Source organism: Streptomyces sp. NPDC020983 (assembly GCF_044333485.1).
In the GTDB taxonomy this organism is placed as follows: domain Bacteria; phylum Actinomycetota; class Actinomycetes; order Streptomycetales; family Streptomycetaceae; genus Actinacidiphila.
Window position 1 is genome coordinate 411,864 of record NZ_JBIRRA010000005.1, and the last position, 14,367, is coordinate 426,230.

General features: G+C 74.8%; 10 protein-coding genes. 6 read left to right on the top strand and 4 right to left on the bottom strand.

Going from position 1 to position 14,367, the window contains the following annotated elements; all coding sequences use genetic code 11:
- Positions 1–92 precede the first annotated feature (92 nt).
- From ACH4SE_RS13480 to ACH4SE_RS13490, 3 genes are all read right to left on the bottom strand, one after another.
- Positions 93–1,622, bottom strand: coding sequence for an amidohydrolase (locus ACH4SE_RS13480; protein ID WP_398543506.1), 1,530 nt, complete (start codon positions 1,620–1,622; stop codon positions 93–95).
- Complete coding sequence (locus tag ACH4SE_RS13485; RefSeq protein ID WP_398543507.1) at positions 1,615–2,277, bottom strand: FMN-binding negative transcriptional regulator; 663 nt, start codon at positions 2,275–2,277, stop codon at positions 1,615–1,617. Before ACH4SE_RS13485 ends, ACH4SE_RS13480 begins: the two co-directional genes overlap by 8 nt.
- Before the next feature lie 179 nt (positions 2,278–2,456).
- A complete protein-coding gene (locus tag ACH4SE_RS13490; protein ID WP_398543508.1) occupies positions 2,457–4,103 on the bottom strand; it encodes a PucR family transcriptional regulator in 1,647 nt (548 codons plus the stop codon).
- Between the two features lie 261 nt (positions 4,104–4,364).
- Between ACH4SE_RS13490 and ACH4SE_RS13495 the strand changes: the two genes are divergently transcribed.
- The 5 genes from ACH4SE_RS13495 to ACH4SE_RS13515 are packed head-to-tail and all read left to right on the top strand — an operon-like array spanning position 4,365 to position 9,928.
- Complete coding sequence (locus ACH4SE_RS13495; protein WP_398543509.1) at positions 4,365–5,978, top strand: ABC transporter substrate-binding protein; 1,614 nt, start codon at positions 4,365–4,367, stop codon at positions 5,976–5,978.
- 36 nt (positions 5,979–6,014) lie between these two features.
- A complete protein-coding gene (locus ACH4SE_RS13500) occupies positions 6,015–6,944 on the top strand; it encodes an ABC transporter permease (protein ID WP_398543510.1) in 930 nt (309 codons plus the stop codon).
- Positions 6,937–7,860: an ABC transporter permease gene (locus ACH4SE_RS13505; RefSeq protein WP_398543511.1), complete on the top strand. Its 924-nt coding sequence runs from the start codon at positions 6,937–6,939 to the stop codon at positions 7,858–7,860. Before ACH4SE_RS13500 ends, ACH4SE_RS13505 begins: the two co-directional genes overlap by 8 nt.
- Positions 7,857–8,912, top strand: coding sequence for an ABC transporter ATP-binding protein (locus ACH4SE_RS13510; protein WP_398543512.1), 1,056 nt, complete (start codon positions 7,857–7,859; stop codon positions 8,910–8,912). Before ACH4SE_RS13505 ends, ACH4SE_RS13510 begins: the two co-directional genes overlap by 4 nt.
- Positions 8,909–9,928, top strand: a complete 1,020-nt coding sequence (locus ACH4SE_RS13515; RefSeq protein WP_398543513.1) for an ABC transporter ATP-binding protein — start codon at positions 8,909–8,911, stop codon at positions 9,926–9,928. The genes ACH4SE_RS13510 and ACH4SE_RS13515 overlap by 4 nt, the downstream gene beginning before the upstream one ends.
- 204 nt (positions 9,929–10,132) lie before the next feature.
- Here the strand turns inward: ACH4SE_RS13515 and ACH4SE_RS13520 are convergent, their stop codons facing one another.
- Positions 10,133–12,874, bottom strand: a complete 2,742-nt coding sequence (locus ACH4SE_RS13520; RefSeq protein WP_398543514.1) for an ATP-binding protein — start codon at positions 12,872–12,874, stop codon at positions 10,133–10,135.
- Between the two features lie 332 nt (positions 12,875–13,206).
- Between ACH4SE_RS13520 and ACH4SE_RS13525 the strand changes: the two genes are divergently transcribed.
- Positions 13,207–14,325 (top strand): isoafricanol synthase, encoded by a 1,119-nt coding sequence (locus tag ACH4SE_RS13525; protein WP_398543515.1) that lies wholly within the window; start codon positions 13,207–13,209, stop codon positions 14,323–14,325.
- Positions 14,326–14,367 lie beyond the last annotated feature (42 nt).

Consider the following 14,367-nt stretch of genomic DNA (forward strand, 5'->3'; position numbering starts at 1 on the left):
CGCACGGAAGAGGGCCACGGGACGCCGTCCCGTGGCCCTCTTCCCTTTCCCGGCGTCGCGCCGCCCGCCGGAGGGGGCGGCGCGACCGGTGCCTACCCCCAGTCCGCCCGGTGGGTGAAGCGGCCGCCGAGCACGGTGCAGAAGACCCCCATCGCCGCGAGCCCCCGCGGCGTGGTGTGCGCCGGGTCGCCGTCCGTCACCACCAGGTCGGCGCGGTCCCCGACCCGCAGTCCCGCGCGTCCCGCGGCCGCGGCGGCGAGCGCGTCGGGCAGCACGAGGGCCTGTTCGGGGTGCCAGCCGGGGCGCCCGTCCGCGCCCGTGCGGTGCACGGCGGCGGCGATGCCGACCCACGGGTCGAGCGGGGCCACCGGCGCGTCGGAACCGATCTCCAGCCGGGCGCCGGCCCGCGCCAGTTCGGCGTACGCGAACGACCGGTCGGTGCGCCCGGCCCAGTGGTGGTCGGCGATGTCGCGGTCGTCGGCGGCGTGGGCGGGCTGGATGCCCAGCACCAGGCCGGGACGGGCGAAGCGCGGCAGGTCGGAGCGGTCGATGAGCTGGGCGTGCTCGATGCGCCCGGGGCAGCCGGTGCGCTCGAAGGCGTCGAGCGCGATGGTGTTGGCCCGGTCGCCGATGGCGTGCACGGCGCTGTGGATGCCGTGCCGCGCCGCGTACGCCATGAGGCGCTCCAGCTCGGCCGGTTCGGTCTGGAGCAGGCCGTACTCCTGCCCGCCCGCGGGCATCCCGGGGTAGGGCTCGTTGCACAGCGCGGTGCGGGTGTTGAGCGAGCCGTCGACGAAGAGCTTGAGCGGTCCGACGCGTACCGTGCCGCCGGTGTCCGGCAGGACGTCGCCGGTGCGCAGGCCCCGGGCGACCGCGTCGTCCAGGTGGGCGGGGTAGACCGCGCAGGTCACGCGCAGGTCCAGCGGTGCGTGCGCGGCCCTGCGGCCCCAGTCGGCGAGGTTGTCGGCGTACTCGAAGTCGATCAGGCCGACCACGCCGCGGGCCGCGGCCGCCCGGGCCGCGTCGGCCACCCAGCGGTCCACCGTCGCGGGGTCGGCGGCACCGAGGCGGGCCACCGCGTCCAGGCACTCCGCCTCGCGCAGCACCCCGGAGGGGTGGTCCGCGACGCCGAGCCGGTGCAGCGCGGGCCGGTTGAGCCACGCGGTGTGCAGGTCGTTGCTGACCAGGGCGACCGGACGGCCCGCGGCGTCGGACCAGGCGAGCAGCCCGGGCTCGGGGCGGTCGGGCCACAGCCCGTCGCGGAAACCGAAGCCGATGAGCGGCTCGCCCGCGGGCAGCCGCGTGCCACGGGCGGCCTCGGCCATGACGCGGGACGCGGCGGCGGCGGAGGCGGCGGCGGACAGGTCGACCCGGCGGCGCGCGCTGGCCCACTGGACCATGTGCACGTGCGCGTCCACCAGGCCGGGCAGCACGGTGCGCCCCTCCGCGTCGACGCCCTCGCCGGATCCCGCGCTCTCACCGCCGGGGACGACGGCCGCGATCCGGCCGTCCTCGACCACCAGGTGGGCGAGCGGTCCGCCGGAGCCGAGCCGGACGTTGCGCAGCACCACGGGGGCGGCCCGGCCGGCGGCCGGCCCGGCGGCGGTCCGCGGGCTAGTCACCGGTCACCAGGACCTGGCGCATCGCCGCGGCCAGCGCGGGGTTGCCGGGCTCACCGGCGCCCGAACCCCCGCCGGACAGCGCCGCGACGACCCGCTGCGCGACGTCGTACGGCTTGTCCTGGCTGAGTTTGTGCTTGCCGACGACCCGGGTGGGGCGCAGCCGGAAGCCCGTCGTGTGGGGGGCCAGCCCGTGCGCGAAGTCCAGGACGCCGTCCAGCGACCAGGGTTCGGGGCGGTCCGCCTCGAAGTGCGCCACCGTGCGCTCCAGCACCTGCCACGTCCCGGCGGCGTCCAGCACCTCGGGCCGGCCGTGCAGGTGGGCCACGACGAAGTTCCAGGTCGGCACGTACGGGCCGGCACCGTAGTGGCCCGGCGATATGTAGCCGTGCGGGCCCTCGACGAGCACCACCACCTCGTGCGCGCCCAGCTCGTGCAGCTCGGCGTCGGCGGCGGCGAGGTGGCCGACGATCGTGAGGTCGCTGCCGCGAGCACCGCCGCCCTCGCCGTCGCGGCAGTCCCAGTCGGGGACGACCGGCAGATGGGACACCACCGGGCCCCGCCCGGTGGCGCTGACCAGCGTCGCCCAGCCGTGGCCCGCGACGAGTTCACGCAGGCGCACGGGGTCGTTCATGGCGTAGATCGGTTGCTCCAGCATGGGTTCCCCCATCGGCTCGGCTGTGTTGTCCGGGCGACGCTATGTGCGGGGGAGGTGCGTGCGGTTCGTGGAGCCCGTGCAATTGGGCCGGGGGGCGTTGTCGGCGCGCACAGCCGCCGGCCCGCGCCCGTCCCGTACCTGCTCCGTCCCCGGCGGCGCCGGGGAAGGCGGTGCCGGGATCAGCCCGTGATCCGGTGCAGCCGCAGCTGGAGCCAGACGACCAGCCGGGTGTCCGGGTCGTCGAGGTCGACCTCGAACAGCTCCTGGATGCGGCGGATCCGGTAGCGCAGCGTGTTCTCGTGCACGGCCAGCCGGGCGGCCGCCGGGATCGCCTCGCCGAAGGCGTCCAGGTACGCCAGCAGCGACTGGCCGTAGGTCGTGGAGTGCTCCGCGTCGTGCGCGATGATCCGCTGCACCGGGCCCGGCGGCAGGTCCACCGACGGGGCGCCGCGCTCGGTCAGCTCCATGAGCGTCACCCGGCTGCGCACGTCGGCGACCGTGGCGACGACCGGCCCCTGCGGATCCCCGGCGAGCGCGCGCAGCACCCGGTCCGCGGTGCGCCGCCCGGCGGGCACCTCGTCCAGCCGGGCGGCGGGCACCCCGATCCCGGCCAGGAGGTCGAGTCCCGCGGTGCGCCGCACGGTGCTCACCACGTTCCCGGCGAACTTCACCACCCGGCCTTCGGCGCCCGGGTCGGTGCGGGTCGGCAGCAGCGCGTACACCAGGCCACCGGTGGTCGTGCACAGCGCCTGGGGGTGCCAGGCCTCGCAGTACAGGCCGACCATGTCGACGATCCGGGCGCCGCCGAGTCCCGGCATCTCCTCCGGCGCCCCCTGCGCGAAGGCCACCACCGTGGTCGAGGTGTCCTCGGCGATGCCCAGCTGCGCGGCCGCCGTACGCCCGGACACCGCGCCGTCCAGCAGCGAGGCCAGCGCCTCGCCGCGGCTCCAGCGGTCCGGGTCGCGGTGGCTGCGCGCCCGCAGCAGGTGCAGCGCGGCGACCTTCGCGGCCTCCTCCAGCGCCGCGGCGGCGCCCTCGCCGAGCGGCGGTACCCCGTCCAGCGCCCAGAGGATGCCGAGCAGCTGCGGCCCGGCGCGCACGGCGACGGCGAGCCGGTTGATGTGCTGGGTGTCGGGCATGTCGAAGCGCACCGGGCGGTCGGCGCGGATGACGCGCTGGTACTCGTCGAGGTTGGTGGGGCGGTCCGGGGTCTGGCGGCCGAGGATGCCCTGCCGCCGGATCTCGTCGATCTCCTGGTGCGGCAGGTTGGAGTAGGCCAGCACGTGGCCGAGCGGGTCCTCGATCGTCACGGCCCCGCCGACCTGGTAGGCGATGGCGTTGGCCAGCGAGAAGAGGTCGCCGGCGCCGACCGTGGAGTACGTGTCGCGGGCCGGCCCCGACGCGCTGGTCGCCGCCGTGACCAGGGCGTCGAAGTGCCGCCACGGCATGTCGTCGGGGGCCACCAGCAGCGCGACGCCCGCCGTCCGCGCCGCCGCGGCGGCCGTGGCGAGGTCACGGCCGCGGGCCTTGACGACGACGGCGCTGTAGCGCGCGGCGCCGGCCTGGCGTATCGCGTCGAGGCAGTTCTCCCGGTCCGGGGCGCCGCCCACCACCAGCAGCACGCCGTCGGCCAGCGGGGGCACCGGCTCGCACAGGTCGTGGATCACCTGGCGGCCGATCACCACGTCCTCACTCTGCGGTGCGCATTCGACGTGGAGCACCAGCGGGCCCAGGTGCTCGCGCAGCCGGCGCAGCGTCGTACCCGCCGGCTCGGCGCGTCCCGTCGTGCCGTTGACCTGCGGTGCGGAGAAGGAAGTGCTCGCCATCGGCTCATCATAGGCACCCTCCGCAACCCCCTACCGGCTCGCCGCCCGGTGACGTACGGTAGCCGTCTCCGCAGCGCAGACCTGGTCCCAGCGGCCGTTCGGCATGCCCTGCGGAGCGGGGGAGCGGTGCACGGCCGGACGGCATGTGCGCCGACACAAAGCAGCAGCGGCGATTTTGCCCGGGCCGCCAAAGCTGCGGCATCAGGACTGGGCCAGTCTTCCGCTCACCCGAAACTCCGACCGCCCCTGGAGGTACCCGAGATGACACCGCCCCAACCAGGACGTGTCAGCCGCAGAACAGCGGTCGCCCTGTGCGCGGCCGGCGCGCTCGCCGCGTTGAGCGCGTGCGGCGGGGGCGGCGCCGCGGGAAGCGGCCCGAGCGCGGCCGGCGGCTCGTACTCCATCGGCGTGCCGAGCTGGTACATCGCCCACCTCACGCCGGGCAAGGCGGGCTTCAGCGGTGTGGCGCAGGCCATCTGGACGCCGCTCACCCAGGTCGGCCCGGACGGCAAGCTGGTGAACGCCGTCGCGCAGTCGGTGCAGTCGACCGACCAGCGCCACTGGACGATCACCCTCAAGCAGGGCTGGAAGTTCCAGAACGGCGAGCCGGTCACCGCGCAGTCGTTCGCCGACTCCTGGAACGCCGCGGCCTACGCCCCCAACACCATGTCCAACAGCTACCTCTTCGCGAACTTCGAGGGGTACGCCGCGCTCAACCCCGCCAGCGGCAAGCCCGCCACGAAGACCCTGTCCGGCGTGCAGGTGACCGGCCCCGACACCCTCAAGGTGACGCTGGTCAAGCCGCTGTCGATGTTCCCCTACGTACTCGCCGGCACCGCCTTCGCCCCGATGCCCGAGTCCGCCTTCAAGGACCTCGCCGCCTACGACCGGCTCCCGATCGGGAACGGCCCCTACCAGGTGGCCGCGCCCGGGATGTCGCCCGGCAGCCAGCAGATCACCCTCAAGCGCTTCGACGGCTATCCGGGCGCCAAGGGCAACGCGGCGCAGATCACCGTCAAGGCCTACCAGACCGACGCCACCGCCTTCACCAGCTTCCGGTCGGGCGCCGTCGACATCGCCACCGCGAGCGGCAACGACCTGTCGACCGCGAGCCGGACGTACGCCTCGCAGCTGGTCACCTCGCCCACCGCGGCCGTGGTCTACCTGGGCTTCCCGCTGTGGGACGAGCGCTTCTCCGACATCCGGGTGCGGCAGGCCTTCTCGCTCGCCGTCGACCGCGAGGCCATCGTGAAGTCGCTGCTCCAGGGCCATGCCCGGACCGCCGCGGGCGTCGCCCCCGACGTGATCGCCGGCGGCGGCGGAACGGACTGCACGGCGTGCGGCTACGACCCGGCCAAGGCCCGCGGGCTGCTGGCCGCGGCGGGCGGCTGGCACGGCTCGCTCACCTTGTGGACCAAGCAGGAACCGGACTACCAGAACGTCCTGGAAGCGATCGTCAACCAGCTGCGCACCAACCTCGGCATCACCTCGATCACGATGAAGGCGCAGCCCACCGACCAGATCTACCCCAACCTGCTCGGGCACAAGACGACCGGCCCCTTCCTGCTCTACAACGGCGCGGCGTACCCGACCGTCTACTCGCAGGCCGACCAGCTCTTCGGCGAGACCTCCGGCACCAACGTCACCGGCTACAAGAGCCCGGCCTTCAGCGCCCTGATGAACCGGGCCGCGGCCGCCGGCACCCCCGACGAGGGCGTGCAGCTGGCCCGGCAGGCCGACCACGCGGCCATGGCGGACCTGCCGCTCGCCCCGCTCTACTACCCGGTCAGCGGCGCCGTCCACGCCAGGAACCTGTCCGGCGTGCGGCTGGGCTACCTCGGTGACGTCGACCTGTCCTCGGTCACCGTCCGATGAGGCCCGCCGGCCGCGCCGCACGCCGAGGGGGCAGGTGTGGGTAACTACGTCCTGCGCCGGATCCTGCTGATGATCCCGGTGCTGATCGGCACCACCTTCGTCATCTACGCCGCCGTCTACGCCCTGCCCGGCGACCCCGTCCAGGCGCTGGCCGGCCCCGACCACGTCGTCAGCCCCGCGACGGCGGCGGCGATCCGGGACCACTACCACCTGGGCGACCCGCTCCTCGTCCAGTACTGGCACTACGTCACCGGCCTGGCCCACGGCGACTTCGGCATCGACCTGAACGACACCCAGGTCTCCGCCGTCATCTCCGCGAGCTGGCCGGTGACGGTCAAACTCGCCCTGCTCACCTGGGTGATCGAGGCCGTCGCCGGGATCGCGCTGGGCTGCCTGGCCGCCCTGCGGGCCGGCCGCGCGGCCGACCTCGCCGTACTCGGCGGCTCCAGCCTGATCCTGGGCGTGCCGTACTTCATCACCGCCTACGTCGCCCAGATCTGGCTCGGCGTCAAGCTCGGCTGGTTCCCGGTCTCCGGCATCGACGACGGCTGGCCGCTGAGCTACCTGGTGCCCGCGCTGTGCCTGGCCCTTCTCGGGGTGCCGGAGATCTCCCGGCTGACCAGGGCCAGCATCCTGGAGAACCTGGGCGCGGAGTTCGTCGACACCGCGACCGCCAAGGGGCTCGGCCGCACCCGCGTCCTGCTCCGGCACGTGCTGCGCACCTCGCTGATCCCCGTGGTGTCGATGCTCGGCACCAACCTGGGCTACCTGCTGTCCGGGACGATCCTCATCGAGGGCATCTTCAACCTGCCGGGCCTCGGCTACCAGGTCTTCCAGGGCGTGCAGCAGCACGACGGCCCCACCGTCGTCGGCATCAGCACCCTGCTCGTGCTGGTCTTCCTCCTTGTCAACCTGGTCGTGGACCTGCTCTACGGCGTACTCGACCCGAGGATCCGCCTTGACTAGCCCCCTGCGGAAGACCGCTCCCGCCCCTGCCGAACCCGCGGACGGCGCCGTCCCCGTGGCCGTACGGCCCGCCGAACCAGGGACGCTGCACCGGCTGCTGCGCCGCCCCCGCTTCGTCCTGCCGCTGGCCCTGGTGCTGCTGCTGTGCGCGATGGCGGCCGTCCCGCAGGCCTTCGCCGGCTGGTTCGGGCACGGCGACCCCCACCAGTGCGCGCTGGAGCACAGCGGCCAGGGCCCCGCCGCGGGCCACCCCTTCGGCTACGACGTGCAGGGCTGCGACCTGTACAGCAACGTCGTGCACGGCGCCCGCGACTCGATCAGCATCGGGCTGCTGACCACCGTGCTCACGCTGGTCGTCGCCGTCGTCCTGGGCTCGCTCGCCGGCTACTTCGGCGGCGTCACCGACATGATCGTCAGCCGGCTGATGGACGTCTTCTTCGGCTTCCCCGTGCTCGTCGGGATGATCGTGGTGCTGGAGACCTTCAGCGTGCACAGCATCCTGAGCGTGTCGCTGGTGCTCGCGCTGTTCTCCTGGCCGGTGCTGACGCGCGTCATGCGCTCCTCGGTGCTCGCCGTCCGCGGCCTGGACTACGTCACCGCGGCCCGCGAACTGGGCGCCGGGCCGCTGCGCATCCTGCTGCGGCACGCCCTCCCCAACGCGATCATGCCGGTGGCCGTGCTCACCAGCATCAACATCGGCGGCGTGATCACCGCCGAGGCGGCGCTGACCTTCCTCGGCGTCGGCCTGACGGCCCCCGCCATCTCCTGGGGCGTCCAGCTCAACACCGCGCAGCAGTACTTCACCACCCACCCCGGCCTGCTGCTCTTCCCCGCCCTCTTCCTGTCCCTGGCCGTGCTCGGCTTCGTCCTGCTGGGCGACTGCCTGCGCGACGCGTTCGACCCGAGGCTGCGATGACCACCACCCAGGGGGCGCCCGCCGCCCGACCGCACCCGCTGGCCCGCTTCCCCGGGTACGACCCTGCCGCGCCCCCGCTGGAGGTCACCGGCCTGCGGGTCGCCTTCGCCGGCCGCCCCGGCAGCCCCGGCGGCGGTCACACCGTCGTCGACGGCGTCGACTACCGCACCGAGCCCGGCCGGACGCTCGCCGTCGTCGGGGAGTCCGGCTGCGGCAAGAGCCTGACCGCCCGCGCGGTCATGGGCATCCTGCCGCCCGGCGCCGCCGTCACCGGCGGATCGGTGCGGCTGCACGGCATCGACCTGCTGCGGCTCGACGGGCGCGCCCTGCGGCAGATCCGCGGCCGCCACATCGCGATGGTCTTCCAGGACGCGCTCTCCGCCCTCAACCCGGTACTGCCGGTCGGCTTCCAGATCGCCGAGGTCTTCCGCGCCCACCGCGGCCTGAACCGCCGGGAGGCCGCCCGCGCCGCCGTGGAGATGCTCGACAGGGTCCGCATCCCCGACGCCGCCCGCCGTGCCGCGCACCACCCGCACCAGTTCTCCGGCGGCATGCGCCAGCGGGCGATGATCGCCATGGCCCTCGCCCTCACCCCCGAGGTGCTGATCGCCGACGAGCCCACCACCGCGCTGGACGTCACCGTCCAGGCGCAGATCCTGGAGCTGCTCGCCGACCTCCAGGCCGAACACGGCACCAGCCTGGTGCTGATCAGCCACGACATGGGCATCGTCGCCAACGCCGCCGACCGCGTCGTGGTGATGTACGCCGGGCGCGTCGCCGAGCACGCGCCCGCCGCCGAGCTGTACGGCAGCCCCGCCCATCCGTACACCCGTGCGCTGCTGGACGCGATACCCCGCCGGGGCTCGCGCGGCCGGCCGCTCGCCGTCCTGCAGGGCGCGCCGCCGGACCCGGCCGTCCCGCCGGAGGGCTGTGCCTTCCGACCCCGCTGCCGGTACGCCGCCGGGGACTGCGCCGACGCGCCGCCGCCGCACCCCGTCGCGCCGCAGCACACCAGCGCCTGCCACCACTGGAAGGAGGTGGCCGGACGATGACCGGTGCACCGCTGATCCTCGAGGTCCGCGACCTCGTCAAGCACGTCCCGGTCGGCGGCGGGCTGCTGCGCCGCACCAGGGGCCAGGTCAGGACCGTCGACGGGGTGAACCTGGAGCTGCGCCGCGGCGAGACGCTGGGCCTGGTCGGCGAGTCCGGCTGCGGCAAGTCCAGCCTGGCCCGGCTGCTCACCGCCGTCGACCGGCCCACCTCCGGCGAGATCCACCTGCTCGGCGAGCGCTTCGACCAGCTGCGCGGCAGCCGGCTGCGGGCCGCCCGACGGCACATCAAGCTCGTCTTCCAGGACCCCTACGCCTCCCTCGACCCGCGGATGACGGTCGAGGCCATCGTGCGCGAGCCGTTCCTGATCCACCGGGAGACGGCCCCGCGCGGCGACCACCGCCGGCTGGTCGGGGAACTGCTGGAACTCGTCGGCCTCAACCCCGACCACGCCCGCCGCTACCCGCACCAGTTCTCCGGCGGGCAGCGACAGCGCATCGCCATCGCGCGGGCGCTCGCGCTGCGCCCGGAGATCCTGGTGTGCGACGAGCCGGTCTCGGCCCTCGACGTGTCCGTCCAGGCCCAGATCGTGAACCTCTTCACCTCGCTGCAGCGCGAGCTGGGCATCGCCTACGTCTTCATCGCGCACGACCTGTCGGTGGTCGAGCACATCGCCGACAGGGTCGCGGTCATGTACCTCGGCAGGATCGTCGAGGAGGGCACCGTCGAGGACGTCTACGACCGCCCCCGGCACCCGTACACCGACGCGCTGCTGTCCGCGGTGCCCGACCCCGTGCCCGACCCGGAGCGCGCGCGGAACCGGGTCCGCCTGCAGGGCGACGTGCCGAGCCCGCTCGACCCGCCCGCGGGCTGCCGCTTCCACACCCGCTGCCCGCAGGCGGCCGCCGAGTGCGCCACCCGCGAACCGCTGCTGCGCACCGGCGGCACGGCCGGCGGCCACGCCGCCGCCTGCCACTTCCCGCTGCTGCCGGCCGGCGCCGGCGGCAGCGGGACGTGACCGCGCCTCAGCCGCCGGCCCGGCGCTCCCACCGCTCGGTGCGCGCCACCAGCCGCGCGAGACCGGTGTGGTCGCAGCCGGCCTTGACGTAGATCTCCGACAGCATCCGCGTCACCGCGGGCTCCGTGGAACCCAGCGCCTCCGCGATCCGGGCGTTGCTCCAGCCGGTGGACGCCCACTCGGCGACCCTGCGCTCCTGCAGCGTCAGCGACGCGGCCTCCGCGCTGCGCGGCTGCAGTGGCCACAGCCCCGTCGCGTCCAGTTCCTCGCCCGGCCGGCCAGCCCGTCGGCCCCGCACTGCACCGCGCCCTCCAGGGCCCTGTGCAGCTGCTCAGCGGCCTCCTGCGGCTGCCCGGTACGCCGCAGCGCGACGCCGTGGTCGAACAGCGCCCGCGCCAGGTCGTAACCGGACGGCGAGCGCTCCAGGTGGGTCACCGCCTCGGCCAGCACCGCGGCCCGCCGCTGCGGCGGGGCGACCGCGGCCCTGGCGTGCAGCGCCTGGCCGATCGCCGACTGCGTGCCGAAGCGGCGGGCCCTGGCCAGCCCCTCCTCGGCGACCGCCGCCGCCCGCACCGGGTCCGACGGCTCGATCGCCCGCGCCAGGTCCAGCTGCCACGGGCACCACGCCGGATTGCGCATCCCGCGCGCGTCCAGCCGCTCCCCGGCCCGGGTGAGCTGCACCTCGGCCTCCCGGTGCCGGCCCAGCGCGAGCAGCAGCTCGCCGTGGACGGTCTGCGAGTCGGGGTAGACCACCGCGCTCGGTGTGATCTCGCCGTAGCGGTACGACGCCGCCAGTTCCTGCGCCTCGGCGGACCGTCCGCGGGCGAGCAGGATCTCGATGAGGATGCCGACCGCGAAGTACTGCGCGGGCACCTGGTGCCCGACCCGGTCCGCGATCCGCAGCCCGTCGCGGACCATGGACTCCGCGGTGCTCAGCCGGCCGCGCCGGTAGCGGATGTAGCCCAGCAGCGTGCAGCCGAAGGACAGGTGGGCGCCGCGCCAGCCGCGGTCCTGGCACTCCACGATGCCCTGGCTGAACAGCTCCTCGGCCCGCCCCGGCTGGTCGCAGTACATGAAGGTGAGCGCCACCAGCACCGGCACCTCGAAGCCCCAGCGCTCGTCCGTCCACGACAGACCGTCACCGAGCGCCTGCTCGGCCCAGTGCAGCGCGGTCGACGCGGGCTCGCCGCGCACCATCGCGTCCCACGCGCGCAGGCCCAGGATGTAGCGCTCGGCCAGACCGCGGCCGCTGAGGTGGTCGGCGAGCCGGGTGAGCTTGCGGGAGCGGGCGGCGGAGTCCTGCTCGTCGGCCCGGAAGGCGTTCCACATGAACTGCTCGGCCTGCATGTGCAGCCGGGTCTTGGCGTCGGTCGCCCAGCGCGCGGCCTGCGCGACCGTCTCGGCCGCCTCCGCCATCCGGTCGGAGTGCCCGAGCGCCTGGGCCAGCCGGTAGACGATCGCCTCCTTCAGATCCGGCGACAGCACCGGCTCGTCGAGCGCGGCGCGCAGGTGGTTGACGGTGATCGCGGGCTCGGTCAGCAGTGCCGAGCAGCCCAGGTCGTACAGCACCTGGGCACGGTCCTCCATGGCGGGCGGCTCGCGCAGCGCCCGCGCCAGGCAGCGCCGCGCGGCGTCCGGGGCACCGGCCCTGCGGTACTCGCGGGCCGCCTCGGACAGCTGCTGCACCACCCACGGATCGCTCTCCGGATGGGTCTCCAACAGGTGCCGGGCGGTCGCGGTGACGCCGAGGCCCGCCTGCGAGACGATCGCCGCGGCCTTGCCGTGCATCGCGACGCGGAAGGCCGCCGGGATCGCCCGGTAGACGGCCGTCGCCACCAGCGGGTGGAAGAACTCCAGCGGGGCGGCGTCCTGCCCGTCCCCCTCCCCGTCGCGGGGCGGGTCGGCGAGGACACGGGCCTCGCGCAGCTTCGCGACCGCGTCCGCGGACTCCGCCTCACCGAGCCCGCCGAGGCTCGCGGCACGGCTGCGGGACGCGTCGGCGCCCAGCACGGCGGCGCCCCACGCGAAACGGACCACCGAGGGGCCCATCCGCTCCAGCCGCTCGACGAGCCCGCCGCCCTTGACCGCGGACGCCATCTCGCGCAGCTCCGGCATGTGCACCGACTGCGGCTTGAGCCCCCGGTCGGCGACGCGCGCGGCCAGCTCGACCGCCTCGAAGGGATTGCCGCCGGTGACGGCCCAGGTCTCCCGGCAGAAGGCCTCGTCGGCGTCCTCGCCCAGGGCGTCCCTGACGATGCGGCCGACGGCGCCCGGCGTCAGCGGCGCCAGGTCCAGGGTGCGCGATCCGTGCCGCTCGGCCAGCCGGCCGAACGCGGCGGCGTCGTGCGGGAGTTCGTCGGGCCGGTAGGCGACCACCAGGAGCAGCGGCAGCTCGGTCACGCGCGGCGCGAAGCCCGTCAGCCAGGCCAGCGACTCGGCGTCGGCCCAGTGCGCGTCGTCCAGGATGAGCACCATCGGGGCGTGCTGCACGGCGAGCCGGGTGACGATCCAGTCGAGTCCGTCGCGCACGCCCTGCGGGTCGGGCGCGGCGTCGCCCGCCCCGGCCACCAGGCCCACGGCCGGGGCGACGATGTCGTACCAGGTGCCGAGCGTCCTGCGGTGCTCGGCCTCCGGCACGGTGGCCAGCAGCGGCTGCAGCAGGTGGCGCACGACCTGGAAGGCCACTCCCTGCTCGTGCTCGCCGCCGCGTGCGGACAGCACCGTGCAGCCGCGTGCCGCGGCGCGCCTGCGCACCTCGCCGAGCAGCGTCGTCTTGCCCAGCCCCGCGGGCCCGGCGAAGGCCAGTAAGCCCCCGGTGCCGGCCGCTTCGCCGTCCTGCACGGAGCCGGTCAGCTCGGACAGCCTGCTCTCCAGCGCGGCGGTCTCCGCCTCGCGTTCGAGCAGCAGACGCCGCGAGCGTCCCGTCCGTTCCCCTCGGAATGCCATGTCGTTTCCCCTGAACGTACGTCGGCTCCGTCACGCGCCCTCGGAAGGCCCAGCCTACGCACCGGGCGACGCGGTGACGTCCCCCTCGGGACTTCTTCCACCGGCTTCGGGCCACCTGCCGCGCGGGCGGGCGGGGAACGGTACCCTCCGGCCCCCGGTCGGGGGAGCACGGCGGGGCGCACGTGCCCGTGGCACCCTGACGCGGTCTGGTCCCCCGGTGGTCGCTGCGCCTACGCTCGAACAACCGCACGCGATTCGTACACGGGTCCGTATGCCGATCGCACCCGCGCCCGCCCGCGCAACCGGGCGCGCCGGGCGCTCAGGAGGGCGCAATGTCACCCGAGCCCGTCGCCGCACACCCCGGTCCCGCCCTGCCGGGCCCGGCCGACCCCACCCGGCGCACCGCCGCCGTCAGGATCCCCTTCCCCGCCCGGCTGAACGCGCACGCGGAGCGGGCCAGGCAGCACACCCTGCAGTGGGCCCAGGGCATGGGCCTGCTGACGGGGGACACCGCGGCCGCCGAATACGACGCGCTGCGCCTGGAACGGCTGATGGCGTACTTCTACCCCGACGCGGCGGCCGCCGACCTGGAGCTCTCGGCCGACTTCAACGCCTGGTTCTTCATCTTCGACGACCAGTTCGACGGGCTGCTCGGCGCCCAGCCCGAGCGGATCCGCCGGCTCGTCGCCGACCTCGCCGCCACGATGACACCCGAGCCGCAGGACCCGGCGGACGGCGCCGGGACGGACGGCCCGCTGGTCCGCTCCTTCCGCGACATCTGGCGGCGCTCGACCGACGGCACCCCGCGCCACTGGCGGATCCGCTTCCGCGACCACTGGCGCGCCTACCTCGCCGCCCACGAGGACGAGGCCCGCCACCGCAACGCCGACCGGCTGCCCGGGCTGGACGACTTCCTCACCGTCCGGCGGGACACCATCGGGGTGCGGCCGTGCCTGGACTTCACCGAGCGCTGCGGCGGCTACAGCCTGCCCGACGACGTCTACCGCGCCCCCGCGCTGCGCGAGATGCGCCAGATCACCTGCGACGTGGTGATCTTCGTCAACGACATCGTGTCGCTGGTCAAGGAGCTGGCCGCGGGCGACGTCAACAACAGCGTGGTGGTGCACCGCACGCACGAGGGCTGCACGGTCGAGGAGTCCGTCGCGCACGTCGCGGGTCTCGCCAACGCCCGCACCGCCCGCTTCGTGCGGCTCGCCGCGGACCTGCCGCGCTCGCTCGCCGGGCTGCGCCTGGACCGTACCGTCCGCGGGCACGTCGACCACTACGTGGAGGGCATGCGGCACCTCATGGCCGGCAACCTTTCGTGGTCGCTCGCCACCACGCGTTACGACGCGGCGGGAGTCGCCGCCGTCAGCGACGGGCGCCGCCGCCCGTGGAGCCTGCTGGTCGCACCCGGCCCGGCGGAATCCTGCGGCGTCCCCGCACGTTGACATCCTTGCCGGGGGCGCCGGGAAACCGGGAAGACGCAGACG

Excerpts from the sequence above, each read along its gene's own strand:
- ACH4SE_RS13490 (WP_398543508.1), bottom strand. The coding sequence starts at position 4,103 with ATGGCGAGCACTTCCTTCTCCGCACCGCAGGTCAACGGCACGACGGGA.
- ACH4SE_RS13495 (WP_398543509.1), top strand. The coding sequence starts at position 4,365 with ATGACACCGCCCCAACCAGGACGTGTCAGCCGCAGAACAGCGGTCGCC.
- ACH4SE_RS13485 (WP_398543507.1), bottom strand. The coding sequence starts at position 2,277 with ATGCTGGAGCAACCGATCTACGCCATGAACGACCCCGTGCGCCTGCGT.
- ACH4SE_RS13510 (WP_398543512.1), top strand. The coding sequence starts at position 7,857 with ATGACCACCACCCAGGGGGCGCCCGCCGCCCGACCGCACCCGCTGGCC.
- ACH4SE_RS13520 (WP_398543514.1), bottom strand. The coding sequence starts at position 12,874 with ATGGCATTCCGAGGGGAACGGACGGGACGCTCGCGGCGTCTGCTGCTC.
- ACH4SE_RS13515 (WP_398543513.1), top strand. The coding sequence starts at position 8,909 with ATGACCGGTGCACCGCTGATCCTCGAGGTCCGCGACCTCGTCAAGCAC.
- ACH4SE_RS13525 (WP_398543515.1), top strand. The coding sequence starts at position 13,207 with ATGTCACCCGAGCCCGTCGCCGCACACCCCGGTCCCGCCCTGCCGGGC.